15 protein-coding genes are annotated in these 23998 nt (G+C 37.0%); 10 read left to right on the top strand and 5 right to left on the bottom strand.

The window, feature by feature from the left end; genetic code table 11:
* Window positions 1-145 precede the first annotated feature (145 nt).
* Both IPM47_14765 and lepA read right to left on the bottom strand, forming a co-directional pair.
* Window positions 146-1054, bottom strand: coding sequence for a bile acid:sodium symporter family protein (locus IPM47_14765; protein ID QQS28120.1), 909 nt, complete (start codon window positions 1052-1054; stop codon window positions 146-148).
* 18 nt (window positions 1055-1072) lie between these two features.
* The gene (lepA, locus tag IPM47_14760) at window positions 1073-2875 is read right to left on the bottom strand and encodes an elongation factor 4 (GenBank protein ID QQS31489.1); all 1803 of its coding nucleotides are present in this window, start codon (window positions 2873-2875) and stop codon (window positions 1073-1075) included.
* A 438-nt stretch (window positions 2876-3313) separates the two neighbouring features.
* On the opposite strand from lepA, the gene IPM47_14755 reads away from it, so the two are divergent.
* The 5 genes from IPM47_14755 to IPM47_14735 all read left to right on the top strand — a co-directional run bounded on the left by IPM47_14755 (window position 3314) and on the right by IPM47_14735 (window position 15166).
* On the top strand, window positions 3314-10948 hold the full coding sequence (locus tag IPM47_14755; GenBank protein ID QQS28119.1) for a T9SS type A sorting domain-containing protein: 7635 nt from the start codon (window positions 3314-3316) through the stop codon (window positions 10946-10948).
* Window positions 10949-11057: 109 nt separating this feature from the next.
* A complete protein-coding gene (locus tag IPM47_14750; GenBank protein ID QQS28118.1) occupies window positions 11058-11432 on the top strand; it encodes a response regulator in 375 nt (124 codons plus the stop codon).
* Window positions 11433-11978: 546 nt separating this feature from the next.
* Complete coding sequence (locus tag IPM47_14745; GenBank protein ID QQS31488.1) at window positions 11979-12758, top strand: sugar transferase; 780 nt, start codon at window positions 11979-11981, stop codon at window positions 12756-12758.
* 18 nt (window positions 12759-12776) lie between these two features.
* Window positions 12777-13718, top strand: coding sequence for a glycosyltransferase family 2 protein (locus tag IPM47_14740; GenBank protein ID QQS28117.1), 942 nt, complete (start codon window positions 12777-12779; stop codon window positions 13716-13718).
* Between the two features lie 293 nt (window positions 13719-14011).
* Window positions 14012-15166 (top strand): glycosyltransferase, encoded by a 1155-nt coding sequence (locus IPM47_14735; GenBank protein QQS28116.1) that lies wholly within the window; start codon window positions 14012-14014, stop codon window positions 15164-15166.
* A gap of 48 nt (window positions 15167-15214) precedes the next feature.
* Here the strand turns inward: IPM47_14735 and IPM47_14730 are convergent, their stop codons facing one another.
* Both IPM47_14730 and IPM47_14725 read right to left on the bottom strand, forming a co-directional pair.
* A complete protein-coding gene (locus tag IPM47_14730; GenBank protein ID QQS28115.1) occupies window positions 15215-16732 on the bottom strand; it encodes an NAD(P)H-hydrate dehydratase in 1518 nt (505 codons plus the stop codon).
* Window positions 16733-16738: 6 nt separating this feature from the next.
* Window positions 16739-17482 carry a class I SAM-dependent methyltransferase gene (locus IPM47_14725; GenBank protein QQS28114.1) on the bottom strand — a complete coding sequence of 248 codons (744 nt, stop codon included), beginning with the start codon at window positions 17480-17482 and terminating at the stop codon, window positions 16739-16741.
* A gap of 237 nt (window positions 17483-17719) precedes the next feature.
* On the opposite strand from IPM47_14725, the gene ung reads away from it, so the two are divergent.
* The 5 genes from ung to IPM47_14700 all read left to right on the top strand — a co-directional run bounded on the left by ung (window position 17720) and on the right by IPM47_14700 (window position 23217).
* Window positions 17720-18412, top strand: coding sequence for a uracil-DNA glycosylase (ung, locus tag IPM47_14720; protein QQS28113.1), 693 nt, complete (start codon window positions 17720-17722; stop codon window positions 18410-18412).
* A gap of 96 nt (window positions 18413-18508) precedes the next feature.
* Window positions 18509-19369, top strand: coding sequence for a hypothetical protein (locus IPM47_14715; protein QQS28112.1), 861 nt, complete (start codon window positions 18509-18511; stop codon window positions 19367-19369).
* A 100-nt stretch (window positions 19370-19469) separates the two neighbouring features.
* Window positions 19470-21989, top strand: coding sequence for a penicillin acylase family protein (locus IPM47_14710; protein QQS28111.1), 2520 nt, complete (start codon window positions 19470-19472; stop codon window positions 21987-21989).
* 2 nt (window positions 21990-21991) lie between these two features.
* Window positions 21992-22351: a hypothetical protein gene (locus tag IPM47_14705; protein ID QQS28110.1), complete on the top strand. Its 360-nt coding sequence runs from the start codon at window positions 21992-21994 to the stop codon at window positions 22349-22351.
* A 146-nt stretch (window positions 22352-22497) separates the two neighbouring features.
* Window positions 22498-23217, top strand: coding sequence for a hypothetical protein (locus tag IPM47_14700; protein ID QQS28109.1), 720 nt, complete (start codon window positions 22498-22500; stop codon window positions 23215-23217).
* A gap of 65 nt (window positions 23218-23282) precedes the next feature.
* Here IPM47_14700 and IPM47_14695 read toward each other — a convergent pair whose 3' ends face one another.
* On the bottom strand, window positions 23283-23867 hold the full coding sequence (locus IPM47_14695) for a hypothetical protein (protein ID QQS28108.1): 585 nt from the start codon (window positions 23865-23867) through the stop codon (window positions 23283-23285).
* Window positions 23868-23998 lie beyond the last annotated feature (131 nt).

Here is a 23998-nt window from a genome sequence, read left to right as displayed (position 1 = left end):
TGAAAAAGATTTGTTGCAAATTTCGATAAAAAAGACAAAAAAATTTAGAAATGTCAAAATAGCAGATAAAACGAAATTGCAGTTTGCTCTATTGTAAGATAAGAAGCAATCTGTCTTATGTCATACGGCTCGATATCAATAAAAGTTAGTTTGTTAAAACCGGAGGTCTTTTCGACCAGTAATAGGATAGTGCCAATCCTGCAATCATATCCCAAATTCCCCACCAGGCAGCAATGATTGCCATTCCACCCAATCCGTTAAAAAAACTGAATATTAACATCAAACCAAGTCCGGTATTGTGTATTCCCGCTTCAATGGAGATAGTTCGTGCATCATACTCACTAAGTCCAAAAATTCGTGCAAATAGATATCCGCTTCCAAACCCTAAAGAATTATGGACAAACACTAAAAAAGCTACTAAATGGATGTATTTTATAAAATACTCGAAGTTGGAAACAAGTGCAGCTAAGATGACTACAAAAAAAATGGCCAAAGATATTTTTTTGATAACAGGAGAGATTTTTTCAGCAGTAACGTTATGTTTTTCAGAAATATACAAACCGGCTAATAAAGGTATGCCCAGAACCAGTAGAACGGTGAAAAACATTTCAAACAGGTTGATTTGAATAGATCGCATCAATTCGGCTGCCGGTGGATATAAACTTCCCCAAAAAGCAAAGACAGCGGGTGTAATTAAAGGGGCTAACATGGTAAACGAAGCAGTCAGGCTGACCGATAAAGCGGCATTGGCTTTAGCATTTAGCGAAATGAAGTTGGCAACACTACCACTGGGACAGGCGGCAACCAAAAACATTCCTAAAGCCATGCTTGGCATGGGTTTGAATAAAAAGACCATAAAAAGGGTAATCAGCGGCATAACCACTAATTGCGCCGCTAAAGCAATAGCCGCAATTTTTGGATGGGAAAAAACAGTTCGGAAATGTTTGATTTTCAGTTCAAGAGCAACCCCAAAAATTATAAATCCCAAACAAAAGTTGAGAATCCAGAGACTTGCAGGGCTGAAATGCAAACGAACAGCATCAATGTTTTCCATAAACATTACATCAAAGCGTTAATTATTCAGTTTCAATACTGCCAGAAATGCTTCCTGCGGAACATCTACTGAACCAATTTGCCGCATTTTTTTCTTCCCTTCTTTTTGTTTTTCAAGCAGTTTGCGTTTTCGCGTAATATCCCCTCCGTAACATTTTGCAGTTACATCTTTTCGCAAAGCACTGATGGTTTCCCGTGCAATAATTTTTGCACCGATTGCTGCCTGAATTGCGATAACAAATTGTTGACGAGGTAAAAGGTCTTTAAGTTTTGAACAGATTTTCCGGCCGAATTCATAGGCTTTTGACCGGTGAATTAAAGCACTGAGAGCATCTACTTTCTCGCTGTTGAGCAAAATATCCAGTTTAACCAAATCAGATTGCTTATAGCTTGTGATATGATAGTCAAAAGATGCATAGCCGCGCGAAACAGTTTTGAGTTTGTCATAAAAATCAAACACAATTTCTCCCAAAGGCATATCATAACTGAGTTCTACCCTTGTAGTAGTTAGGTAGAGCTGGTTTTTTAATGTGCCCCGTTTTTCGTCTAGGCACAACTTCATGATGTTACCGATATATTCGGGTTTTGTGATGATTTGTGCTGTAATATAAGGCTCTTCAACATATTCCAAAGTTCCTATATCGGGCAAATCTGCAGGGTTATTCACTGTAATCATTTCAGGTTTCTTCCCCTTTGTCATAGCTCGATAAGATACATTTGGAACTGTGGTGATGACACCCATATCAAATTCACGGTTCAACCTTTCCTGTACAATCTCTAAGTGTAGCATGCCCAAAAAACCACACCTGAAACCAAATCCCAAAGCGATTGAAGTTTCAGGTTCAAACACTAAAGAGGCATCATTGAGCTGTAGCTTTTCCAGAGAATCCCGAAGGTCTTCATAATCATCAGAGTCTAACGGATAAATTCCGGCAAATACCATAGGTTTTACATCTTCAAAACCATGGATGTAGTCAGAACATGGGTTTAGAACAGTGGTAATGGTATCACCAACTTTAATTTCGGTTGATTTTTTAATTCCGGTAATGATATATCCTACATCGCCGGCTTCCAACAATGGCTTTGGCTCCAAATCAAGCCGAAGAATTCCAATTTCGTCTGCCTGATATTCTTTGTTGGCATTAACAAATTTTACTTTTTCATTGGTTTTCAGCCTGCCGTTCATGATGCGAAAATAGGCGATTACTCCTCTGTAAGAATTAAATACAGAGTCAAAAATCAAAGCCTGTAAAGGAGCTTCCGGGTCTCCTTTTGGTGCAGGAACCCTTAGAATAATTGCATCTAATATAGATTGAATACCTAAGCCTGCTTTACCACTTGCTTCGAGAATTTGGTCCCTTTTACATCCAATCAAATCTATAATCTGATCGGCCACTTCTTCAATCATAGCACCTTCCATATCAATTTTATTGATGATCGGAATGATTTCAAGACTATGTTCTATGGCTAAATATAGATTGGAAATTGTTTGTGCCTGAATCCCTTGAGTTGCATCCACCAACAACAAAGCTCCCTCACAAGCTGCAATGGAACGAGAAACTTCATAAGAAAAATCAACATGCCCCGGTGTATCAATCAGATTGAGTACATATTTTTGTCCGTCTGAATGTAAATAATTCATCTGAATGGCATGGCTCTTAATGGTAATGCCACGTTCCCTTTCAAGATCCATATTGTCTAAAAGTTGTGCCTGCATTTTACGTTCCGGAATAGTTTTGGTTACTTCCAGCAAACGATCGGCAAGCGTACTTTTTCCATGATCAATATGTGCAATGATGCAAAAGTTTCTAATATTATTCATCATGCCGCAAAAGTACGTTTAATTTGTCAATTTCATACTAAGGCTACTTTAAATCAACAATGATGTATATGTATGAAAACTTGTTTCGTGCTCATATAAAGATGTGCTTTATCTGATTTTGTTTTTTTAAATAGGACAAAGCAAGTAAAAACTATTAAAAAAATGAATCGCTTATTGTTCATGCTTTTGAATTTTAAGCTTAAATTTTTATAATCTGTAATCATTTAATTTTCACTAATAACTGATTGCAAACAAAAGTTAATAAAAAAAATATTTGCGAATGATAGTTTTATATATAAGGAATATCGGTTTAAAACTTACAATTGAAAAGTCATTATTTATGCAAGATTTGTAAACATATCGAGTGTAGTGTCATCAGATTGTCAGAATGTACCTATTTTTGGCGAAAATTTTACATGCTACGTAAAACCGCTCATAATGTTACATTCAAAACCCAAACAATTAAAAATCTTACAGGATTTCCAAAAACATTTCCCTGTTATTTTTAAAATTAAAAACAGGCGTTTAGTATCAAGCCTTAATTTGTATGCTTTCGCTCAATATTTAGCTATAATTGCTGCTTTTATATTTATCTCAGACCTTGAACAAATTAAAGCGCAAACTTCGGTTGGATTTGGCTCAAGTACGCTGGCCGGAACAGGTTTAAATAACCCTACTTCTTTACAATTTGGACCGGATGGACGATTATATGTTGCTCAACAAAATGGCATCATTAAGATTTTTACCATCCAACGTGTTGCTGCCAATAATTATGTAATTACTAACTCCGAACAGATAGACCTGATTGCGCAAATGCCAAACCGCAATGACGATGGTTCAATAACAACTTCGGTGTGGGGAAGACAGGTTACAGGGTTATTAGTAAAAGGAACGGCATTATTGCCAGTTATCTATATTTCTTCCAGCGACCCCAGAATAGGTGCAGGTCCGGATACCGGAGATTCTAATTTGGATACAAATTCCGGAATATTGCACAGATTGAATTGGAATGGTTCTCAATGGGTTAAAACTGATTTGGTTAGAGGGCTTCCACGCTCAGAAGAAAACCATGCAACAAATGGTTTGTACCTCGACGAAACAACCAACATTTTATACATGGCGCAGGGAGGACATACCAATATGGGAGCCTTATCTGCTAATTTCGTTTTTCATCCTGAATATGCACTTTCAGCAGCAATTTTAGCAGTAAATCTGACCGCAATCGGAAATACTACATACGATTTGCCGACTCTTGACGATGAAGACAGGACCAATATCAGCACAACTCCGGGATTTACTGATGCCAACGACCCTTTTGGTGGAAATGATGGTAAAAATCAGGCAATGTTGGTTCCAGGAGGACCAGTTCAGGTTTATGCTTCCGGATTTAGAAATCCTTATGATATTGTTGTTACCCAATTGGGAAAAATGTACACTTTTGATAATGGCCCTAATGGGGGTTGGGGCGGACCTCCATCTTCCTGTATCTACGCCGTTTCTGAACCCGGAACTTCTCAACCTGATGGATTACATTTAGTTAGTGGACAGGGATATTATGGAGGGCATCCCAACCTGACTCGAGGAAATCGCAACAATACTTACAATTCTACCAATCCTCAATCACCTGTTCCTCCGGGGATGGAAAACCCAGTTGAATGTACATATTTGTATCCGGGAGTAAACGATGGGTCTTTAACTACAATCGGTGCTTCGACAAACGGAATTTGTGAATATACAGCAGGAAATTTTGGTACTGTCATGAAAGGAGACTTATTGGCAGTATCATGGAATAATAAAGTTTATAGAATTAAGCTCAATAATGATGGTACTCAGGTTATTTCCGGAGGTGTAACAGAGTTGTTTTCCGGTTTATCAAGTTTACCCTTAGATATTATTGCTCAAGGGGATTCGGGACCATTTCCTGGTACGATCTGGACAGCCAATGTTTTTGGAAACGCTCCTATCAGCATCTTTGAACCCAATGATTATGAAGGAGGTGGTTCTGTTTGCGAACCCAACAATTTGCCTCCATCAGGCGATGCAGACGGTGATGGATTTACCAATGCGGATGAATTACTCAACAATACAAATCCATGTTCGGCTGCAAGCAAACCGAATGATAATGACGGTGATTTTGTTTCAGACCTTGCAGATACTGACGATGATAACGATGGGATTCTCGATGTAAATGATGCCTTCGCTATTGATTCTTCAAATGGCAACAATCAACAGATGCCATTTTCTATAACCTGGGATAATAATGGTATTCAGGCGGGTGGAATTCAAAATACAGGTTTTAAAGGACTAATGACGAATGGGGTAACTAATTATCTGACACAGTATAACCTCGAAGATATGACAATTGGAGGAGCAGCCGGGGTTTTAACTGTTGATGAAGTTTCAGATGGGAATGCACTTGGATTAACTAATACCCAGCAATATGCTTTTCAGTCCGGTGTGAAAGTGCAGGGCATCAATTATCCTTATACGTTGCGCAGTCGAATCAAAGCACCTTTTGCAGGGATAACTCCGGTTAACAATCAGTCATTGGGTATATTTATAGGAACAGGAAATCAAAGTAGTTACCTTAAAGTAGTTATTCATGCCAATGCCGGATTGGGTGGTATTGAAGTTGTAAAAGAAGTAAATGATATTGTTTCAAATTCTACCGTTTTTTCAGCTCCTGTATTAGGAACAAATTGGGTTGATTTATTTCTAATCATTAATCCAACAACACTGACTGTTCAACCTGCATATTCTGTCAACGGAAGTGCCAGAATAAATTTGGGAACTGCTATATCTATTCCTGCATCATGGATTAGCAATGTTTTGGCAGTTGGTATTATTTCTACCTCAGCCGGCAGTGGTGCAGTTTTTAGCACTACATGGGATTTTATAGACCTAAAACCCGACCCATTAGCTGTTTCAGGTGTTTGGCAACCGGTTAACTGCAATGGTTATCCGGGCACATGTACTTCTCAACTAACCGCAAGAAGAGATAATGCTTTTGTTCAGTCTGGTAATAATTTTTATCTTTTAGGCGGGCGAGGGCTTTTACCCGTAAATATCTATCAGCCTTCAACAAACAGTTGGAGTACCGGAGCAACTCCTCCCGTTGAAATTCATCATTTTCAAGCAGTTGAAGTGAACGGGTTAATTTTTGCTCCGTTTGCTTTTACCGGAAATTATCCAAACGAAACCCCGGTTTCAAACATGTATTATTACGACCCGGTTGCCAATGTCTGGGGGATAAGTTCAGCAATCCCTGATGCAAGAAAAAGAGGTGCTGCCGGTTCTGTTGCATATAATGGAAAAATCTATACAGTTGGTGGAATTACAAACGGGCATGTTTCCGGATGGGTGCCATGGATGGATGTCTATGATCCTTTAAACAATACATGGACTATTTTGCCTGATGCACCAAGAGCGCGAACGCATTTTCAGACAGTAGTTGTCAATGATAAATTGTATGTGTTAGGGGGGCATCAAACCGGTGCTGTTAATTCAACTATTGTCGGAATATCTGAAGTTGATGTTTTTGATTTGGTAACCGGTACATGGACTACTTTGCCAACAAGTGCAAATATACCAACCCCTCGTTCAGCCCCCGCATCTGCAGTTATGGGTAATGAAATTCTTGTTATTGGAGGAACACACCCAACCCAGACAACTGCCAATAAAAAGGTAGAAGCGTTTGATGTTAATACCCAAACCTGGCGGACTTTGAACCCTATGACAGACAACCGGCACGGAACACAGGCAATAGTTAACAATAGCAATATTTTTATCGCTTCAGGTTCAGCCAACACTGCTGAAACAGCTAACAATGGAAAAATGGAGCGGTTTTACTTTTTTACTTCAAACACTCCTACAGGCATTGTTTTGCAAAAAGGGAACTTAACTTCAAATCTCTCTACAGTAAATTTTCCTTTAGTTACATCCGGAGGTTCTTATAATCAAACGATAACTCTTACTAATTCTTCGGGAAACCAATCCCTGATACTGACAAGTTATACATTGGAAGGAAGCAGTGCATTTTCTGTTTCTGCAACAGGAACATTACCTAAGGTTATTGCTCCAGGTCAAAGTGTTACTGTTCAGATTAATTTTACCCCTACTTCAAACGGATCACAAACAGGAACCTTATTAGTTGGAAATTCAGGTCAGACATCTGTTATCAGCATTGCTTTATCGGGAACTGTAGAGCCATTTTCAATCAGGTTAAATTGTGGAGGTGGAGAATACACAGCATTGAACGGGAAGATATTTGCTGCTGACGCTTTTTATTCTGAAAACAGCTCTGTTTTTACAACTTGGATACAAACCCCAATCAACAATAGTACGGATGATGAGTTGTTTCAAACCCAAAGAAACGGTTATGCAAACGGGCTTAGTTACAATATTCCTCTTCCTCAATCAGGCCTGTATTTGGTGAACCTTTATTTTGCAGAGTTAACAGCAACGGCAAACGGACAAAGATTGTTCGACATTAATTTTGAAGGTGGTCCTGCTGAACAATCTGGTTTTGATATTTTTGCTCAAGGTGGTGTAAATCAGGCAGTTCTAAAATCATATTCGGGAATTTCTGTCACAGATGGAATATTAAATATCAATTTCACTGCAACAATTAATGCTTCTGCTATTGCAGCTATTGAAATTATTGCTCAGGAAGGTATTGCCCCACCGACTCCTGATGTTTTATTTGTTGTTAAAAGTGCTACATTAAATACCGGTGAAACTGCTGTGAAAAACAGACTGCAAAGCAGTGGTTATACAGTTACTGTTGTAACACAATCCAATGCATCTTCAGCCAGTGCAACCGGTAAAAGTTTGGTAGTTGTCTCTTCAGAAATTGATGCCAATGTTATTGGAGCAATGTTTAAGAATGTACCTGTTCCATTTTTAAGTTGGGAAGCGTGGATATTTGACGATATGTGTATGACTAACTCAACGTCGGGAACTCATTTTGGGCAACAGACTAATAATTCTACAAACTTAACCATTTCTAATGCTACACATCCAATAGCAGCCGGATTAACAGGAACGGTTTCTGTATATTCAACCGGCCAAAAAATGATGTGGGGTGTTCCTAATTCACAGGCTACGATAATAGCAAAAGTGAGTAATACTTCTAATAAAGCTACCATATTTGCTTATGAAACTGGCACTACTATGTTTAACAGTTTAGTTGCTCCTGCAAGAAGAGTGGGTTTCTTTCTTAATAACAATACAGCCGGAACTTTAAACACCAATGGTTGGAATTTATTCGATGCTGCGGTTTGCTGGGCAATGAATTGTAATAGTTCAGTTGTACAACCGCCCCCAGCTCCTCCCGCCAATACACCTCCTGTTTTTAGTCTTTCACCTTCAAGTGTAACGGTACCCGCTAATTTTGCAACGCCACAAATCATAACGGTAACTCCGGTTGCTGTTCCTTCTGCTGAAACCGGACAAACTGTTACATATACACTATCTCCTCCATCAGTTACCTTTGCAATTTTGAATATTAACAACAGCACAGGTCAGGTAACAATAACGGCAATGCCCAGCCTTTACGGAACTCAAATTTTTACCATCATTGCCAATGACGGGCAAATTATCAATAACGTTGCCACTCAAACTTTTACTTTGACAGTAGAACCACCACAAAACCCTGGAGGGAATACTTTTGCTATACGTTTGAATTGTGGAGGTGCTGCTTATACCGATCCCAATGGCAATCTGTTTGCTGCCGATAATTACTTTACAGGTGATGGAACTTCACTTACATTATCTGCAATTGCTAATACTAACAGCCAAACTTTATACAAAAGTGAACGTTACGGATGGGCAGGCAATTTAACTTACAGTATTCCGGTGCCTCAATCCGGCAGTTATACGATAAAACTTCATTTTGCAGAAATTTATTGGACTGCTTCAGGTCAGCGAATTTTCGGTGCTAACATTGAAGGTGGTCCGGTAGAGTTAAGCAATTATGATATCATTGCTGATGCTGGCGCAGCTAATACCGCAGTCGTGAAACAGTTTGATAATATCAATGTTACAGATGGAGTTTTGAATATTCAGTTTACGGCAAATGTCAACGCAGCTAAAATATCAGCCATTGAAGTATTGGGTACTTCAGGTGGCACTAATCCTCCTGTCAATACTCCTCCTTCATTTACCATTTCGACAAACAATATAAATGTGCCGGCCAACTTTACAACACCACAGATAATTACTGTAAATCCAACAGCTGTGCCCCCTGCCGAAGCATCTCAAGTGGTTACTTATTCTTTAACACCGGCTTCGGTTATTTTTGCCAATGTCAGTATCAATTCTACTACAGGGCAAGTTTCCATCACTCCGGTTCTGGATTTATTCGGGACACAAACCTTTACAATCACAGCAAACGATGGACAAGCTACTAATAACTTATCAACTCAAAATTTTACTTTGACAGTAACTGCTCCAACCGGTGGAGAAACTCCCATTGCAATCCGTCTGAATTGTGGAGGAGGTGCTTATACAGATACGAATGGTAATGTGTTTGCTGCTGATAACTACTATTCTGGTGATGGAACCTATTTGACCTTGTCAACTATAACCAACACAACAAATCAAACGCTTTACAAAAGTGAAAGATATGGATGGTCAGGTAATTTGGCTTACAATATTCCGGTTCCTAACAGCAGCAACTATACTGTAAAACTACATTTTGCGGAAATATATTGGACTACACCTGGGCAAAGGATTTTTAGTGTAAATATTGAAGGTGGGCCTTTAGAATTAAACAATTATGATATCGTTGCAGATGCAGGGGCATCAAATACTGCTGTAATCAAACAGTTTGATAATGTTACAGTGACAGACGGAATGTTAAATATTAATTTTACAGCCTCAGTCAATGCCTCAAAAATCTCAGCTATAGAAATATTGGGAAGTACCGGTGGAGGCACTAATCCTCCTGCCAACACACCACCGGCGTTTACCCTCTCTACAAATAATATAAACGTTGCAGCCAATTTTTCGACACCACAAACAATTACGGTAACTCCGGCAACAGTTCCACCTACCGAGTTATCGCAAGTAGTTACCTATTCACTGTCTCCGGATTCGGTTGTTTTTGCCAATGTCAGCATCAACTCTTCAACCGGACAAGTTTCTATTACTCCAATACTTGATTTATTTGGCACCCAAACTTTTATCATTACTGCCAACGATGGGCAGGCATCTAATTATTTAGCTACTCAAACATTTACTTTGACTGTTAGTGCTCCAACTGGAGGTGGGAGTAATGTAGCTATACGATTAAATTGTGGAGGTGGGGCTTTTACTGATTCACAAGGTAATGTATTTGATGCAGATAATTATTTTGCAGGTGATGGAACCTTTGCTACGCTATCTTCAATAGACAATACAACAAATGATGCTTTATACCAAACCGAGCGATTGGGCTGGGTTAATAATCTGACCTATCAAATACCCGTGCCTTCATCAGGACTTTATACTGTTAAGCTACATTTTGCAGAAATTTACTGGACAACTACCGGGCAAAGAGTTTTTAATGTCAACATGGAAGGTGGAGATGTAGAATTACAGAATTACGATATTATTGCAGATGCCGGAGCACCTAATACTGCGGTCATCAAACAGTTTGATAATATATTAATCAATGATGGTGTGTTGAATATTCAATTTTCAGCGGTTACAAATGCCGGAAAAATATCTGCAATCGAGATTTTAGGAACTCAAACTTCAGGAGGTAATGGACAAGGAAACCAATCCTCGGGAAAATATGAGTCAGAAAGTTCCCAACAGCTTGCTGAATTTGAAAAAAATGAAGTTTTGATATTTCCGAATCCTACATCAGGAAAAATCCAATTGACATTTGAACAACCATTAAAAGATGGGGTAATACTCCGCCTTGTTGATAATCAAGGCAGGTTGGTAAAAAATATTTATCCCGAATTAACTATTGACTCAGAAATAAAAAGCCTACAAATAAATATGGAAGAAATCCCGACAGGATTGTATTTCTTACAAATTGAAACAGAAAAATTTGTAACTACGAAAAAAGTAATCAAACGTTAAACATGATTTTAAAATCAAGAGAATATTTTGAGACTTTCTATATAACTCCCTTATTAAACACAATTGTGCAGTAAATTGCTAAACCCTTATTCACCCAAACAACTTTTTTATGAAACGCAAAACAATTTTGGTCGTTGATGACGACAAAAGTACACGGACTCTATTAAACTGTATGTTAAACAAACAATTTGACGTAACCACACGCAAAGATGGTATGGAGGGAATGGTTTGGTTAGATTTTGGCAATCTTCCTGATTTAATTTTGATGGACATTGATATGCCACATTTTAATGGGTTTGATTTTTTAGACAACCTCAGAAAAAGCGGTTTTTATCGTTCAATTCCAGTAGTGGCTTTATCAGGAACTGATAAACTTGGTGAAGTAGATCGGTTTTTTAAATTGGGTGGAAACGCTTTTTTAAAAAAACCATTCAATCCTTCTGAACTTTTTTCTACCCTAAACAAACACATTGCCTTGAATTAACAGCCTTTTTAAGCAAAATTGAGCTAAGCAAGAAATTTTACATAGTTGTCAATCCAACTTTTTTTGTAAAGTTTGATTGGACCTTTTTAGGTGTAAAAGAGTTTATGCTCAGAATTTTTAGAATTTTAAGACCCTATAAACATGAATATCATATTTAAATCTGAAAGCAGAAAAAGAATTTTAAAACCCTTAAACATTTTTTCCGAACAACAGACTAATGTTAATAGGAAAAATAATCAGTATTTGTATTTTGTTCATAACCAATTTGAATTAGAGAGGGGTAGTAATTTAAATAGGTTTTCAAGTGCAGAAAACTGTTTGCCTTTTTATAGCAATCCCTTAAATTTAAATCAATCATGGTTTGGCACTAATCTTGATGTACCCAATCATTTGCCACATGCAATAATCTGCGACTATTCTTATTTTGTTAAATACAGCAATGAATTGTCCATTTGGGTAGAGCAAAGTGATGTTATTCAGAAATTGCCCTTTATTGTAGTTGCTGATGAATCTGATGTTAAGAAAGACCCCGGGTTACTAAAAAAAATGGCAAGCACTTCTTTTGTGGATGATTGCTATATTTATCCATTAGATTGGAATGAAATTGATGACAGAATTACTTGGTTGAAACAAATTAAACCTGTTAGGTATTTATTGAAAACAGACAATGATGTACTTTTTACCGGAAGGATTCCTTTTTTTAAAAGATTTTTTGATGTCTGTTTTGCTTTTTCAGCCCTGTTGTTTTTTGCACCAATCATGTCATTAATTGCCTTGGCAATAAAAATAGAGTCCCGAGGCCCAGTTTTTTACAAATCTAAACGTGCCGGAACCGGTTATCAAGTTTTTGATTTTTTTAAGTTTCGATCTATGACAATTAGTGCTGAGTCTGAACTGACAAAACTTCAACATCTCAATCAATACAACCAAAATAATACTTCTGTTTCAAATGAGGCAGAAACCACATTTGTAAAAATAAACAATGATCCTCGAGTAACGAAAGTTGGATGGTTTATAAGAAAAACGAGTTTGGATGAATTGCCCCAACTCTTCAATGTATTAAAGGGCGATATGTCAATTGTTGGTAACCGCCCATTACCATTATATGAAGCAGAACAACTTACCAAAGATGTATGGTCAAAGCGGTTTTTAGCTCCTGCAGGTATTACCGGTTTGTGGCAGATCACTAAAAGAGGTAATTCAGAAATGTCAGCTATTGAGCGTATTGAACTTGATAATATGTATGCCGAAAAGTGCAGTTTTTGGTTCGATATAAAAATCATTTTATTGACCTTGCCCGCTATGCTACAAAAAGAAGCGGTCTAAAAGCCAATAAGTTTCATAATGAAAGAGCCTTTAGTTTCAATAATCACTGTAAATTTTAACCAAACACTGCTTACCTGCCAATTACTATCATCTGTTGAAAAATTGGAGTATAGCAACATTGAAGTTATAGTTGTGGACAATGGGTCTTTGGAAAATCCCTCCAAACACATTGAGGAAATGTATCCATCTGTTAATGTAATCAGAAGTGAAGTAAATTATGGTTTTGCAGGCGGCAACAATTTGGGGTTAAGAGCTTCTAAAGGAGACTACTTGTTTTTTGTCAACAATGATACAGAACTCAATAAGGACTGTATCGGAAAATTGTTGGAAGTATTTGAGAAAAACTTAAAAGTTGGAGTAGTTAGCCCCAAAATTAACTTTTACCAATCCCCCGAATTTCAAAAACAATCTTTGATACAATATGCAGGCTATACTCGTTTGCATCCGATTACTGCGAGAAACCATACAATTGGAGAATTTGAAATTGACACCGGTCAATACAACCAAGCCGTTCAAACATTTTATGCACATGGGGCTGCTATGATGGTTAAAAGGGAAGTGATTGAAAGGGTTGGAGAAATGCCGGAACTATATTTTTTATATTACGAAGAACTGGATTGGTGCGAACAAATTCGAAAGGCCGGATTTGAAATTATGGTTGAACCGAATGCAGTGATTTATCATAAAGAATCGATGTCTGTTGGTAAAGAAAGCCCAGTTAAGACTTACTACCTTACCCGTAACCGCATTTTGTTTATGCGTCGCAATTCTTTTCCTTTAAATTTTGGACTTTTCATAATTTATTTTGCACTTGTGATTTTTCCAAAAACCGTATTGATTTTTTTGTTGCAACGGCAAACTTCCTATTTAAAGTCATTTTTTGCTGCCATTTACTGGCATTTTAAACATATAGATAACAACAACCTGCCTTCTTTAGCCTCAAAACAAGTTGCTGTTTAATCTTTGTTTTTTAGTTTATTTTTGAGATGCTTTATGGTTTGTAGTATTTTGATTGTGAATTAATAGCATATTGTTACAAACATTTTTCTCCACTTTTTTTATACTGGAGTTATATTGGAATTTTTTTTGGCGCATTTTATGAAGAGCATGTTATCTGCATTAGCCATGCTTATAAAAAGTTATTTTAAATGAGTCTATTTTTTGAGTCTGTCTTCACATACTTAGTCTATTTAGTCAATTATATATTTTTCTTTTGCTTGGTTTTTCCATTTGTAATGGTACTCTTATCTTTTTTGTCTCCCAAAAGAAATGCTGAAAGAAAAGAAATTCAACCATCTGTTTCGCAAATTCAAACCGATTTCGGCTGTATTATAACGGCGTATCAGAATTTTACATTGACGTTGCCGGCTGTTGAGGCATTATTAAAACAAAATTACCCTCATTACACCATTTATTTAGTTGCTGACGATTGCAATTTGAATGAAATAAGTAATCACAAACTCGAAAATGAGAAGTTGAAAGTGCTAATTCCGGAAAAAAGTCTTCATTCGAAGGTTATGTCTATCAGGTATGCGATTCTTCAGTTTATTCGACCGCATACATTTACAGTCATTTTTGATGCCGATAATTTGGCAGCCGAAAATTTTTTATCTGTTTTGAATAGCAAACTACAAGAAGGGTATAAAGCAGTGCAGGGTAGGAGAGTAGCCAAAAACCTGGATACTATATATGCCTGTGCTGATGCTTTAGGAGAAATTTATAAAAACTATATCGAACGATATGTCCCTTATTTGTTGGGGTCATCTTCTACAATAGCCGGTTCAGGAATGGCGATTGATACAAATATTCTTTCCGAGTTTTTAAATAGTCCAGCCATAAATCGTTTGTTACAATCACAAAGTGTCATAGTAGCCGAAGATAAAATGTTGCAATATCACCTTTTGTCAAACAATTTCAAAATTGCATTTGCCCGGAATGCTTTAGTTTATGATGAGAAAATAACTACCGCAACTCAGGTAAAACGACAACGAACGCGGTGGTTATATGCATATTTTGAAAACATACCAAAATCAATATCGCTTATATTTTCGGGGATCATTAATTTAAACCCAAACCGCTTAATTTTCGGTTTGTTCTCTTTTTTGCCACCCATGTTTATTTTATTATTAGGAGCTATAATTTTAGCCCTTTTTGATTTGTTATTTACTTGGCCTTTTATGTCCTTGTTTCAAACTGCGGCCATCTCAATTTTTACAGGTAATATTTTTTGGGTTCTGTATCTAAGCAAAGCACCGAGTCGGGTTTGGCAGGCGATTTGGATTTTACCTTACTTTGTATTCAATCAATTACTAGCTTTGTTACAGGTGAAACGAGCCAAAAAAAATTTCATGGTCACTCAACATAGCAAAAAAGTATCACTCGAAGAAATGGAACAAGATAGCAGATAAAAAAGTACATCTCAATCAGTTAGTCCTTTTAGTTTTAAATAATTCACTTTAATCCACTATAAGTCCGAAATGTTGGATTATGTCGGACGCAGTAATAGAATGCCGAAATGCTTTATTTGCCCTATCTCCGGCAAGACCATGAAGATAAACACCCAATATTGCGCTTTCTTTTGAAGTGTATCCTTGTGCCAACAAACCGGCAATGAACCCGGTTAAAACATCTCCGCTTCCTGCAGTTGCCATTGCAGGATTTCCGGTAGAATTAAAAAAACAATTTCCATCGGGGCAGGCAATTGCAGTATGTGCGCCTTTTAGTACCATATATATTTGGTTTTGTTCTGAAAGTTTGCGAAGTTTTTCAAGACGTTCAAATCCGTTTATTGTTTTTCCTGCCATACGTTCAAACTCTTTGATATGTGGAGTAAGAATGCTGTTTTTAGGTACAAACTCTAGCAAAGTATCAAGACCTATCATATTCAGGGCATCAGCATCCAAAACCAAAGGCTGTTTCAGGGTCTGCAACCAGATTTTAAAGGTTTTAGCCCGATGTTTGTCAACACCTATACCGGGACCAATTGCTATACTTTGGAATTTTGGAAGGCCTTTTTCGTTGTTGAGCAACTCTTGTCCAGGAAATTTTTCGATGCTTTCAGAATTGTTCGAAGGTAAAAACATGGCCTCTGGAAAAGCTGTTTGAATAATTTCATACCAGGATTCAGGAGCAAATACACTCAATAATCCAGCTCCTGCTTTTAGTATAGCCTTGGCAGAAAGTACACAAGCACCCATTTTTCCGTACATGCCTGCTATTAGTAAAACATGACCTCTATTGCCTTTGTGAATAAATTTTGATGGCGTTTTAACTAAAGATTTTGCTTCTTCGGAGCCAACATAATAGTTGTAAGTGATAGTAGCTTCTAAGATTGAAGCATCTAAACCAATTGGAATTGTCTGCCATTTTCCCACAAAATGTTCATTGTCCGGAAGCAGGAAAGCGAGTTTCGGCAATTCAAAACTCAAGCTATAATTGGCACAAACCACTTTCGATTGAGGAGGAGTAGCTTTGTCAGCATACAAACCCGAAGGAAGATCAATAGCTACAATTCTACATTGGCTTAAGTTGATAAAATCAACTGCGGCTCCTGCCAATCCTGCTATAGGTCGGTTCAATCCAGAGCCAAACAAAGCATCTACAACTATGTTATTATCAGGTAAATTGGGAAAATCAGTTGCTTTTTTGGGGTAAAAAATAGCCACTGGTAGTTTTTTCAGGCGGTACTCATTTAATTTGAAATCTTCTGATGGTTTAAACCCGGATATTTGTAAAACTACAACACGAATTGTGTACCCTCTTTGATGTAAAAGTCTTGCAAGACAAAGTCCGTCTCCACCATTATTTCCGGTAGTACAAAATATCACAACCGGTTCAGGAGCAGGAAACAATTTGACAAAACTATTTGCTAAAGAACATGCAGATCTTTCCATTAAATCGGAAGATTCTATTGGTTCTTTTTCGATGGTAAAGGAATCTGCTGTCCTGATTTGGTGGGAAGATAATATTTTCATGCCTTCTTATTTTCCTTTAATTGCCAATAAAAGCATTAAATCGTCTCCAAATTCAAATGGCTCTCCCAAATAAGAACCATAGGGTTCAAAATGAACAAATCCTGCCGTTTTCAGGAGCCTGGTCAGTTCAAGGTAACTATAAATCCTCACACTACTTTGAAATTGTTTTCTTTCCCCTTTTTTATCAACTAACGTCCAGTTGCCTTTTAACCGGCTGGTTTGAAAATCAAAGACTCGTTCTTCAAACAAAATATAATCTTCATATTGCCAATATTCTTTTGGTGTAAAAACAGGCAATAATGTTTCCAAAACATGGTTTTCAAGCAATAAAAATCCTTTTTCAGATAAAGCATTACCCATGCAAACCAATGAATCTGCATTATCTTTTTCTGAAAAATAACCAAAACTGTTATAGGCGCAGATCACAGTATCAAAAGTGCGGTTAAAGTGCATTTTTCGCATATCCCCAACTTGAAACTGAGGTCTGTTTTTTTTAATTTTTTGTGCACTGAGTTTTGCTTTTTCTATCGCAGTTTCATTCTGGTCTATTCCTGTTGCATCAAATCCTCGCTTTGCCATTTCTAAAGCTATTCGACCAGAACCAGAAGGCATATCAAGCAAAGAAGAATGGCCAAACTCGACCATTAATTGCTCTAAAAAATTACACTCTAAAGCCGTATCTCTTTTAACTTTGATTAAATGAGATAAAGGTTCCCAAACCTCACTGAAGTAATCGGACCACCAGTTCATGTGTATTAGAATTGTTTATTTTGCAAATGTAGAACTTAGTCACGTTTTTTTTCAATGTTATTGAAATCATTCAGATCAGAGGATAGTTATGAGAGTTATCTTTTGATTACTACTTTGACAATATTCATCATTTTGTTTGGATGAATTAATTAAGTTGAAAGTAAATGTTTTAAATTACCTTTGTTGGATTACAGTTATAAAATAATTGAATCTCCGTTTTAAAAAGCTCAGAAAAAAATGAATATCACCCCTTCTGAAAAATTAACGCCCAAAATAGAACAATCATGGCTGAATGTGTTGCAGGATGAATTTCAAAAACCATACTTTGCAGAAATAAAACAACATCTAGTAGAAGAAAGACAAAAAGGAATTGTTATTTATCCTCCAGGCTCTCTCATTTTTAATGCCTTTAATAAAACTCCATTTGAAAAAGTTAAAGTAGTAATTTTAGGACAAGACCCTTATCATGGCCCGGGACAAGCTCATGGTTTATGTTTTTCTGTTCCAAATGGAATTGATCCACCACCATCTCTAAAAAACATATTTAAAGAACTTAAGGCGGATTTAAATGTACAAATTCCTAAGTCAGGAAATCTTGAAAAATGGGCGGAACAAGGAGTTTTCCTTCTTAATGCCATGCTTACTGTCAGAGCAAATGAAGCAGCCTCACATCAAAAAATTGGTTGGCAAACTTTTACAGATGCCGTAATTTCTATCCTCTCTGATAAAAGAACTGGATTAGTTTTTTTGCTATGGGGAGCATTTGCTAAAACAAAAGCAAAATTAATTGATACTTCCAAACATAATATACTGCAATCGGGCCATCCATCTCCGTTATCTGAAAGGTATTTTTTCGGCTGCAAACATTTTTCGAAAACTAATAACTTGCTGATTAAACAAGGTTTAAAACCTATTGATTGGAGCTTATAGTTTAGGTAGTTGTTGAATGCGTCATATAAACAAGAGATTGTTAACTTTTTTATACCAAACCATCTCTCTCATTCGTTGAAGCTAAAAATTTATCAGATGAAAAAGTTTTTTGCCATAATTTGCACATTGGTATTTGTTACATCAATAGCATGCAATCAGGAATCTGACACTACGGATGAACCTCAATTAGTGTTTCGTTTTAAGTTTGACCCCAATCAGGAACGATTAAACAATTTTGGACTTCCGGCACCAATACCTGATGGTCATGCTGCTCAAACTCCCCTTTTCAATAAAATAAGCGCACATTACGTTGAACTATCATCCAGCATTTTCACTCAAATTGGCCAAGGACAAGTGCTTTACGTAGCACCAGAAACTACTCAAGGTGGAAGTAAAGCAATTGATTTTTCAAAATCTAAACTGGTTGCTGAAAATGAGATGTTTTTAACAATACCTCTAAAAGATATAGCAGCCGGTCAATACCCATATCTGAGGATTTCATTGGCATATCAAAATTACGATATTCAGGTAACTGCTATGGGTTATACAGTAACGGGAACTTTAGCTTCATTTATAGGCTACAATACATATATCAATTCGTTCGACATCAAAAACAATCAGATAGCTGTAAACAGTAACAAAGCACAAGGATATTGGGGATTTGAAAGCAGTTACGGAGTAATAGAAGGTCAAGCACCTCCAGGAGCAACTACAGTTCCCAATCCATTGGCAAATACTTCTCCGATTCCACCGGGTTCTTGTTTGGTAACTGGGTTGTTTGATCAGGCATTAACCATCACCGGCAATGAAACAGAAGACATTGAAATTGAAGTTTCTTTGTCAATCAACAAGAGTTTTGAATGGATTGAAACTGGAGGCAACAATCTTTATGAACCTTTAGAGGGGGATGCTCTTGTTGATATGGGAATACGTGGAATGAAGGCTAGGGTTAAATAACTCCTTAAATGAACAAGGTTCCAAAAAAATTGAGTCGAACTCTTGAAGCCAAAAACTTTTCCTATCTTTCGGGCTTATCTTAATTTGCTACGAAATTAATATGATTAAGTCCATTTTAAGCTTCACTTTATCTTTTTTTGCAACAATCCTGTTGATTTTCCTTTTAAACCGAACACCTGCAGATTGGCCATTTATAGGAAAAAAACTGATAGGAACTCCTGTGGCAATGCTTCCCCCTATTGGGAAATTTTTGGATCCATTCTCTGGTTTTTGGCAAAATGCAGAGGGACTTATCCCTGTATTGCCTTCTACTCAAAGTCTTAAAGCATTAAAAGCTAAAGTCGAGGTTGTTTTTGATGAAAGACTTGTGCCTCATATTTATGCTCAAAACGAATATGACCTATACTTTGTACAAGGTTACGTTACTGCTTCTCAAAGGCTATGGCAAATGGAATTTCAAACCCATGCAGCAGCTGGACGAATCTCAGAAATTGTTGGCATCAATGCTATTGAATTTGACCGTGAGCAACGCCGCAAAGGAATGACCTATGCCGCAGAACTTTTAGTCGAAGCCATGAAAAGTGATACATTGGTTCATAATATATCCAACGCTTATGCCGATGGGGTTAATGCTTATATCAGACAGCTAACTTACAAAAATTTGCCAATTGAATATAAGCTGTTAAATTACAAACCGGAACCTTGGTCAACTTTAAAATCAGCGTTGTTGCAGAAAAAAATGGCTGATGATTTGACCGGAAATAATTCAGATATACAGTTAACTAATGTGGCTGCTGTTTTTGGTAAATCAACAGCTGATTTACTATTTCCTGATTTTATAGAAGGTCAAGATCCAGTTATTCCTGCCGGTACAAAATGGGAATTTACACCAATCGAAGCCAAAAAACCAATTGTAAATACTCCGGACTCAACTGATACAGGATGCCTTTTCCCAATCAACCATCAACATCTTTTACCTCCTCAACCACAAACAGAACCAACTATTGGTAGCAATAATTGGGCAATTAGTGGAAGCAAAACCAAATCGGGCAAACCAATCTTATGCAATGACCCGCATCTTCAACTTAATTTACCTTCAATATGGTATGAAACTCAACTTACCGCACCCGGTGTCAATGTTTATGGAGTGACCATTCCCGGAGGTCCCGGCATAGTTATTGGTTTTAACTCTGATATAGCATGGGGAGTAACCAATGCCGGTGTTGACGTTAAAGATTATTATAAAATCACTTTTAAAGACAACACAAAATCAGAATATCGTTATGACAATCAATGGAAAGAGACAACTAAACGGATTGAGCCTTACAAAGTGCGATATGAATCAGAAGCTATTCAGGATACTGTGATATATACCCATTTAGGACCTGTTTCTTTTGAAGATTACGGCCCCGACAATCTTTACCTCGCCATGAAATGGAAAGCTCATCAACCTTCAAATGAGTTTAAAACATTTTACTTGCTCAATCGGGCTAAGAACTACAATGATTATGAAGAGGCATTGACCTGGTATGAATGTCCGGCACAAAACTTTGTTTTTGCAGACAAAAACGGAGATATTGCAATATGGCAAAAAGGTAGTTATCCCGTTAGATATAAAGAACAAGGGAAATTCATATTAGATGGCAGCAATCCTGACCATGAATGGCAAAAATATATACCCAATGATCAAACTCCACATATCCGAAATCCTCAAAGGGGTTTTGTAAGTTCAGCAAATCAACACCCTACGGATTCTACTTATCCTTATTATTACCAAAGCAATGACTTTGAGTTTTATCGCAACAGACGGATTAACAACCGACTGTCAGAAATGAAAGACATTACTCCAACTGACTTGCAACAACTTCAATTAGACAATTTTAATCTTCAGGCTTCAGAAAGCTTGCCGATTATGCTTGGATATCTTAATCCTGATGAGTTAGAAGAAGGGGAATTACCAATTTATCAAACCCTAAAAAACTGGGATTTCTTCAACAATCCAGATGCATTAGCACCCTCATTTTACGAAGTATTCTGGCAAAACCTGCTGAATGAAATTTATGATGAATTTAATAACCGGACGGACAGTCTTTCTATGGTCTATCCGGAAAATGCTGTTACAATTGGCTTAATGAAACGTCTTCCCGCTCATCAGTTAATGGATAATTTATCAACTCCCGAAACCGAAACATTGGCTGAATTAGTGAGACCAGCTTTCACAAAATCTATTGTTGCATTGACACAATGGGCAATTCAAAACGGAAAAACTTCTGATTGGGGTTCTTTTAAAGGGACCTCTATTCTACATCTTGCCCGCATAGGTGCTTTCAGCAAAACTGAGGTTTATTGTGGAGGCAATTACAGTATTGTCAATGCAACCGGAAAAAGAGCTGGTCCTTCATGGAGAATGGTTGTGGCTTTTACAGATAATGGAGTTGAAGCAAAAGGCATTTATCCCGGCGGACAATCTGGCAATCCGGGAAGTTATAACTATACTAAATTCGTTGACGATTGGGCTAAAGGGGAATACTATTCCTTGCGCTTTGTGCCATCTTCAGCCGATTTTAAGGCCGGGGAATTTGTTTCATTGCAAAACTTTATTCCAAGTAAAAATAAGTAAACATGAAAACCACTCCAGTAATTGCCATTTTATCAGCTTTATCAGCCTGGTTTTTCCCATGGTGGAGTATTGCAATTGTAGCGGGATTAGTTGGATATATTGCAAATCTGAAACATGCAGGAATCGCTTATGCAGCAGGATTTGCAGGAACAGGATTATCATGGGGCATTTATATCAGCTATTTAAATTTTCAAAATAAAGGTTTATTGCTTGGCAAAATAGCCGAAGCATTTTCAATCCCTGAATCTGGATATCTTATCACTTTATCTATCTTTATTGGAAGTTTGGTCGGAGGAATGGGATGTGTAACGGGGGTTTATTTTAGAAGGTTAATAGAAAAGGTTAAAACCAGAAATGTTTAAATTTGTAAACTGACATGTCCAGTTTGTTGAAGCCAAAAATTGCTTTTCTTCTAATATTTTTGCTCTTTACAATGCTTAATTCTGCCTGTAAAAGCAGTCAGAAATCAGCAAAAAAAACAACTGTAACGAAATCAGAGAAACCGGTTTTGTCAAAAACTATAGAAAAATCGGAAGAAGAAATTGCTTTAGAAGGGTTGGAGAACATGTCATTTAGCGATAACATCGTGATAGAAAAAATACAAATTTTACTCTATTTGCATGGATATAAGCCCGGCAAAACAGATGGAATTTTGAAACAACAGACTGAGGAAGCCCTAAACAGTTTTCAATCAGACTATCAGTTAATGATTGGCGACCGCAGTATAAAAACACTTGAATCTCTGGGTGTGCATTGGTTTGATTTTTCGGTTGAAGATATACAGCAAAAACTTTTTCAAAAAGGATATGATCCGGGGCCTATTGATAATATTATTGGACCAATGACCCGCAATGCTTACCTTGATTTTTTAAAAAACAATCAATTTAAACAATCGGACATCATAAACGCTGAAATAAAAAAAGCACTATTCAGTGATGACCCAAAATATATTTTACAGACAGGAGAAGGAACTCAGATTTCAGAAGAAGATCTTTCTGACAAAATTTCTCAGACTTACCCTTTTATAACCGGTATTACCATTTCAAAGGCATCTATCAGAGATGTCCAACAAGCATTAAATGCAAAAGGTTATGACGCGGGCCCATATACTCAGGTATCAACACCTCAATTTAAAGATGCATTATTTCAGTTTCAGGTAGATAAACAACTCCCTATGGGAGGTATGAATGTTGAAACACTTAGAGCTTTGGGATTTAAAGAAGACTAAAAGAAAAATCCACCTTTGCGTTAACAAACAAAGGTGGACTTCGAAATAATTTTAATAGAATTGAATTAGGCTATAACGCTTTTGTAGGCAGCGTTATAAAGCATCAGGTAACGCTCCTGACCTTTTGAATTATACTCTTTAAAATTAACATTGTTTTCATACCACTTCTTAAGAACTTCTGCAAGTGCTATCGTGTCGTTTTGTGAACCTAAAAAGAAATGAAGATTGTATTTTTCACCGGCATGAACAAACGAAAAATAATTATTAGTGCCTTTAAATGGGCTGGTAAATCCTGCATAACCATCATAAACCAAGGTTAAATCTTTTAAATCTTTTAAGGGAAGGTTATACTTCCGCTCAGAATCGTCCCAAGTAAATTCTAAATGATCAGCATGAACATTAAGTGTGCCGCGCTTGTCATACCTCTTATGATACCACATCAAAAGTGAAAAAACAGTAATTAAAATGGTAATAAAAGTAAGCAAGCCATTTGCAAGAAAGAATGGGGGGGCATATCCGTTTGCCTGATAATAAGATTTGATAAAGCCGGCAAAAATTACCCAAGTTAACACTGGGCCAATAACTCTGAAAAAACCACTTGCCATTTCTTGCTTATCCGGTACAATCAATTCTGTACTAAAATGTGACATTGTTTTGATGTTTTTTACTTAAAATGTATCAACAGCCTTTATTTTTTGCGCTGCAAATATAAGTGTAAATCAGAAATTCCGTAACTAAAGGGCAGAAAAATCTCTTTTTTTTCTGCTGTATGAACTGTAAC

Source organism: Sphingobacteriales bacterium (assembly GCA_016700115.1).
Classification (GTDB): Bacteria; Bacteroidota; Bacteroidia; order Chitinophagales; family UBA2359; genus UBA2359.
Note: the sequence above shows the minus strand (reverse complement) of the source record. Positions and strands in the feature narration are given on the sequence as shown.

Excerpts from the sequence above, each read along its gene's own strand:
- IPM47_14765 (QQS28120.1), bottom strand. The coding sequence starts at position 1,054 with ATGGAAAACATTGATGCTGTTCGTTTGCATTTCAGCCCTGCAAGTCTC.
- IPM47_14710 (QQS28111.1), top strand. The coding sequence starts at position 19,470 with ATGATTAAGTCCATTTTAAGCTTCACTTTATCTTTTTTTGCAACAATC.
- ung (QQS28113.1), top strand. The coding sequence starts at position 17,720 with ATGAATATCACCCCTTCTGAAAAATTAACGCCCAAAATAGAACAATCA.
- IPM47_14695 (QQS28108.1), bottom strand. The coding sequence starts at position 23,867 with ATGTCACATTTTAGTACAGAATTGATTGTACCGGATAAGCAAGAAATG.
- lepA (QQS31489.1), bottom strand. The coding sequence starts at position 2,875 with ATGAATAATATTAGAAACTTTTGCATCATTGCACATATTGATCATGGA.
- IPM47_14740 (QQS28117.1), top strand. The coding sequence starts at position 12,777 with ATGAAAGAGCCTTTAGTTTCAATAATCACTGTAAATTTTAACCAAACA.
- IPM47_14750 (QQS28118.1), top strand. The coding sequence starts at position 11,058 with ATGAAACGCAAAACAATTTTGGTCGTTGATGACGACAAAAGTACACGG.
- IPM47_14725 (QQS28114.1), bottom strand. The coding sequence starts at position 17,482 with ATGAACTGGTGGTCCGATTACTTCAGTGAGGTTTGGGAACCTTTATCT.
- IPM47_14730 (QQS28115.1), bottom strand. The coding sequence starts at position 16,732 with ATGAAAATATTATCTTCCCACCAAATCAGGACAGCAGATTCCTTTACC.
- IPM47_14715 (QQS28112.1), top strand. The coding sequence starts at position 18,509 with ATGAAAAAGTTTTTTGCCATAATTTGCACATTGGTATTTGTTACATCA.
- IPM47_14755 (QQS28119.1), top strand. The coding sequence starts at position 3,314 with ATGTTACATTCAAAACCCAAACAATTAAAAATCTTACAGGATTTCCAA.
- IPM47_14745 (QQS31488.1), top strand. The coding sequence starts at position 11,979 with ATGGCAAGCACTTCTTTTGTGGATGATTGCTATATTTATCCATTAGAT.
- IPM47_14705 (QQS28110.1), top strand. The coding sequence starts at position 21,992 with ATGAAAACCACTCCAGTAATTGCCATTTTATCAGCTTTATCAGCCTGG.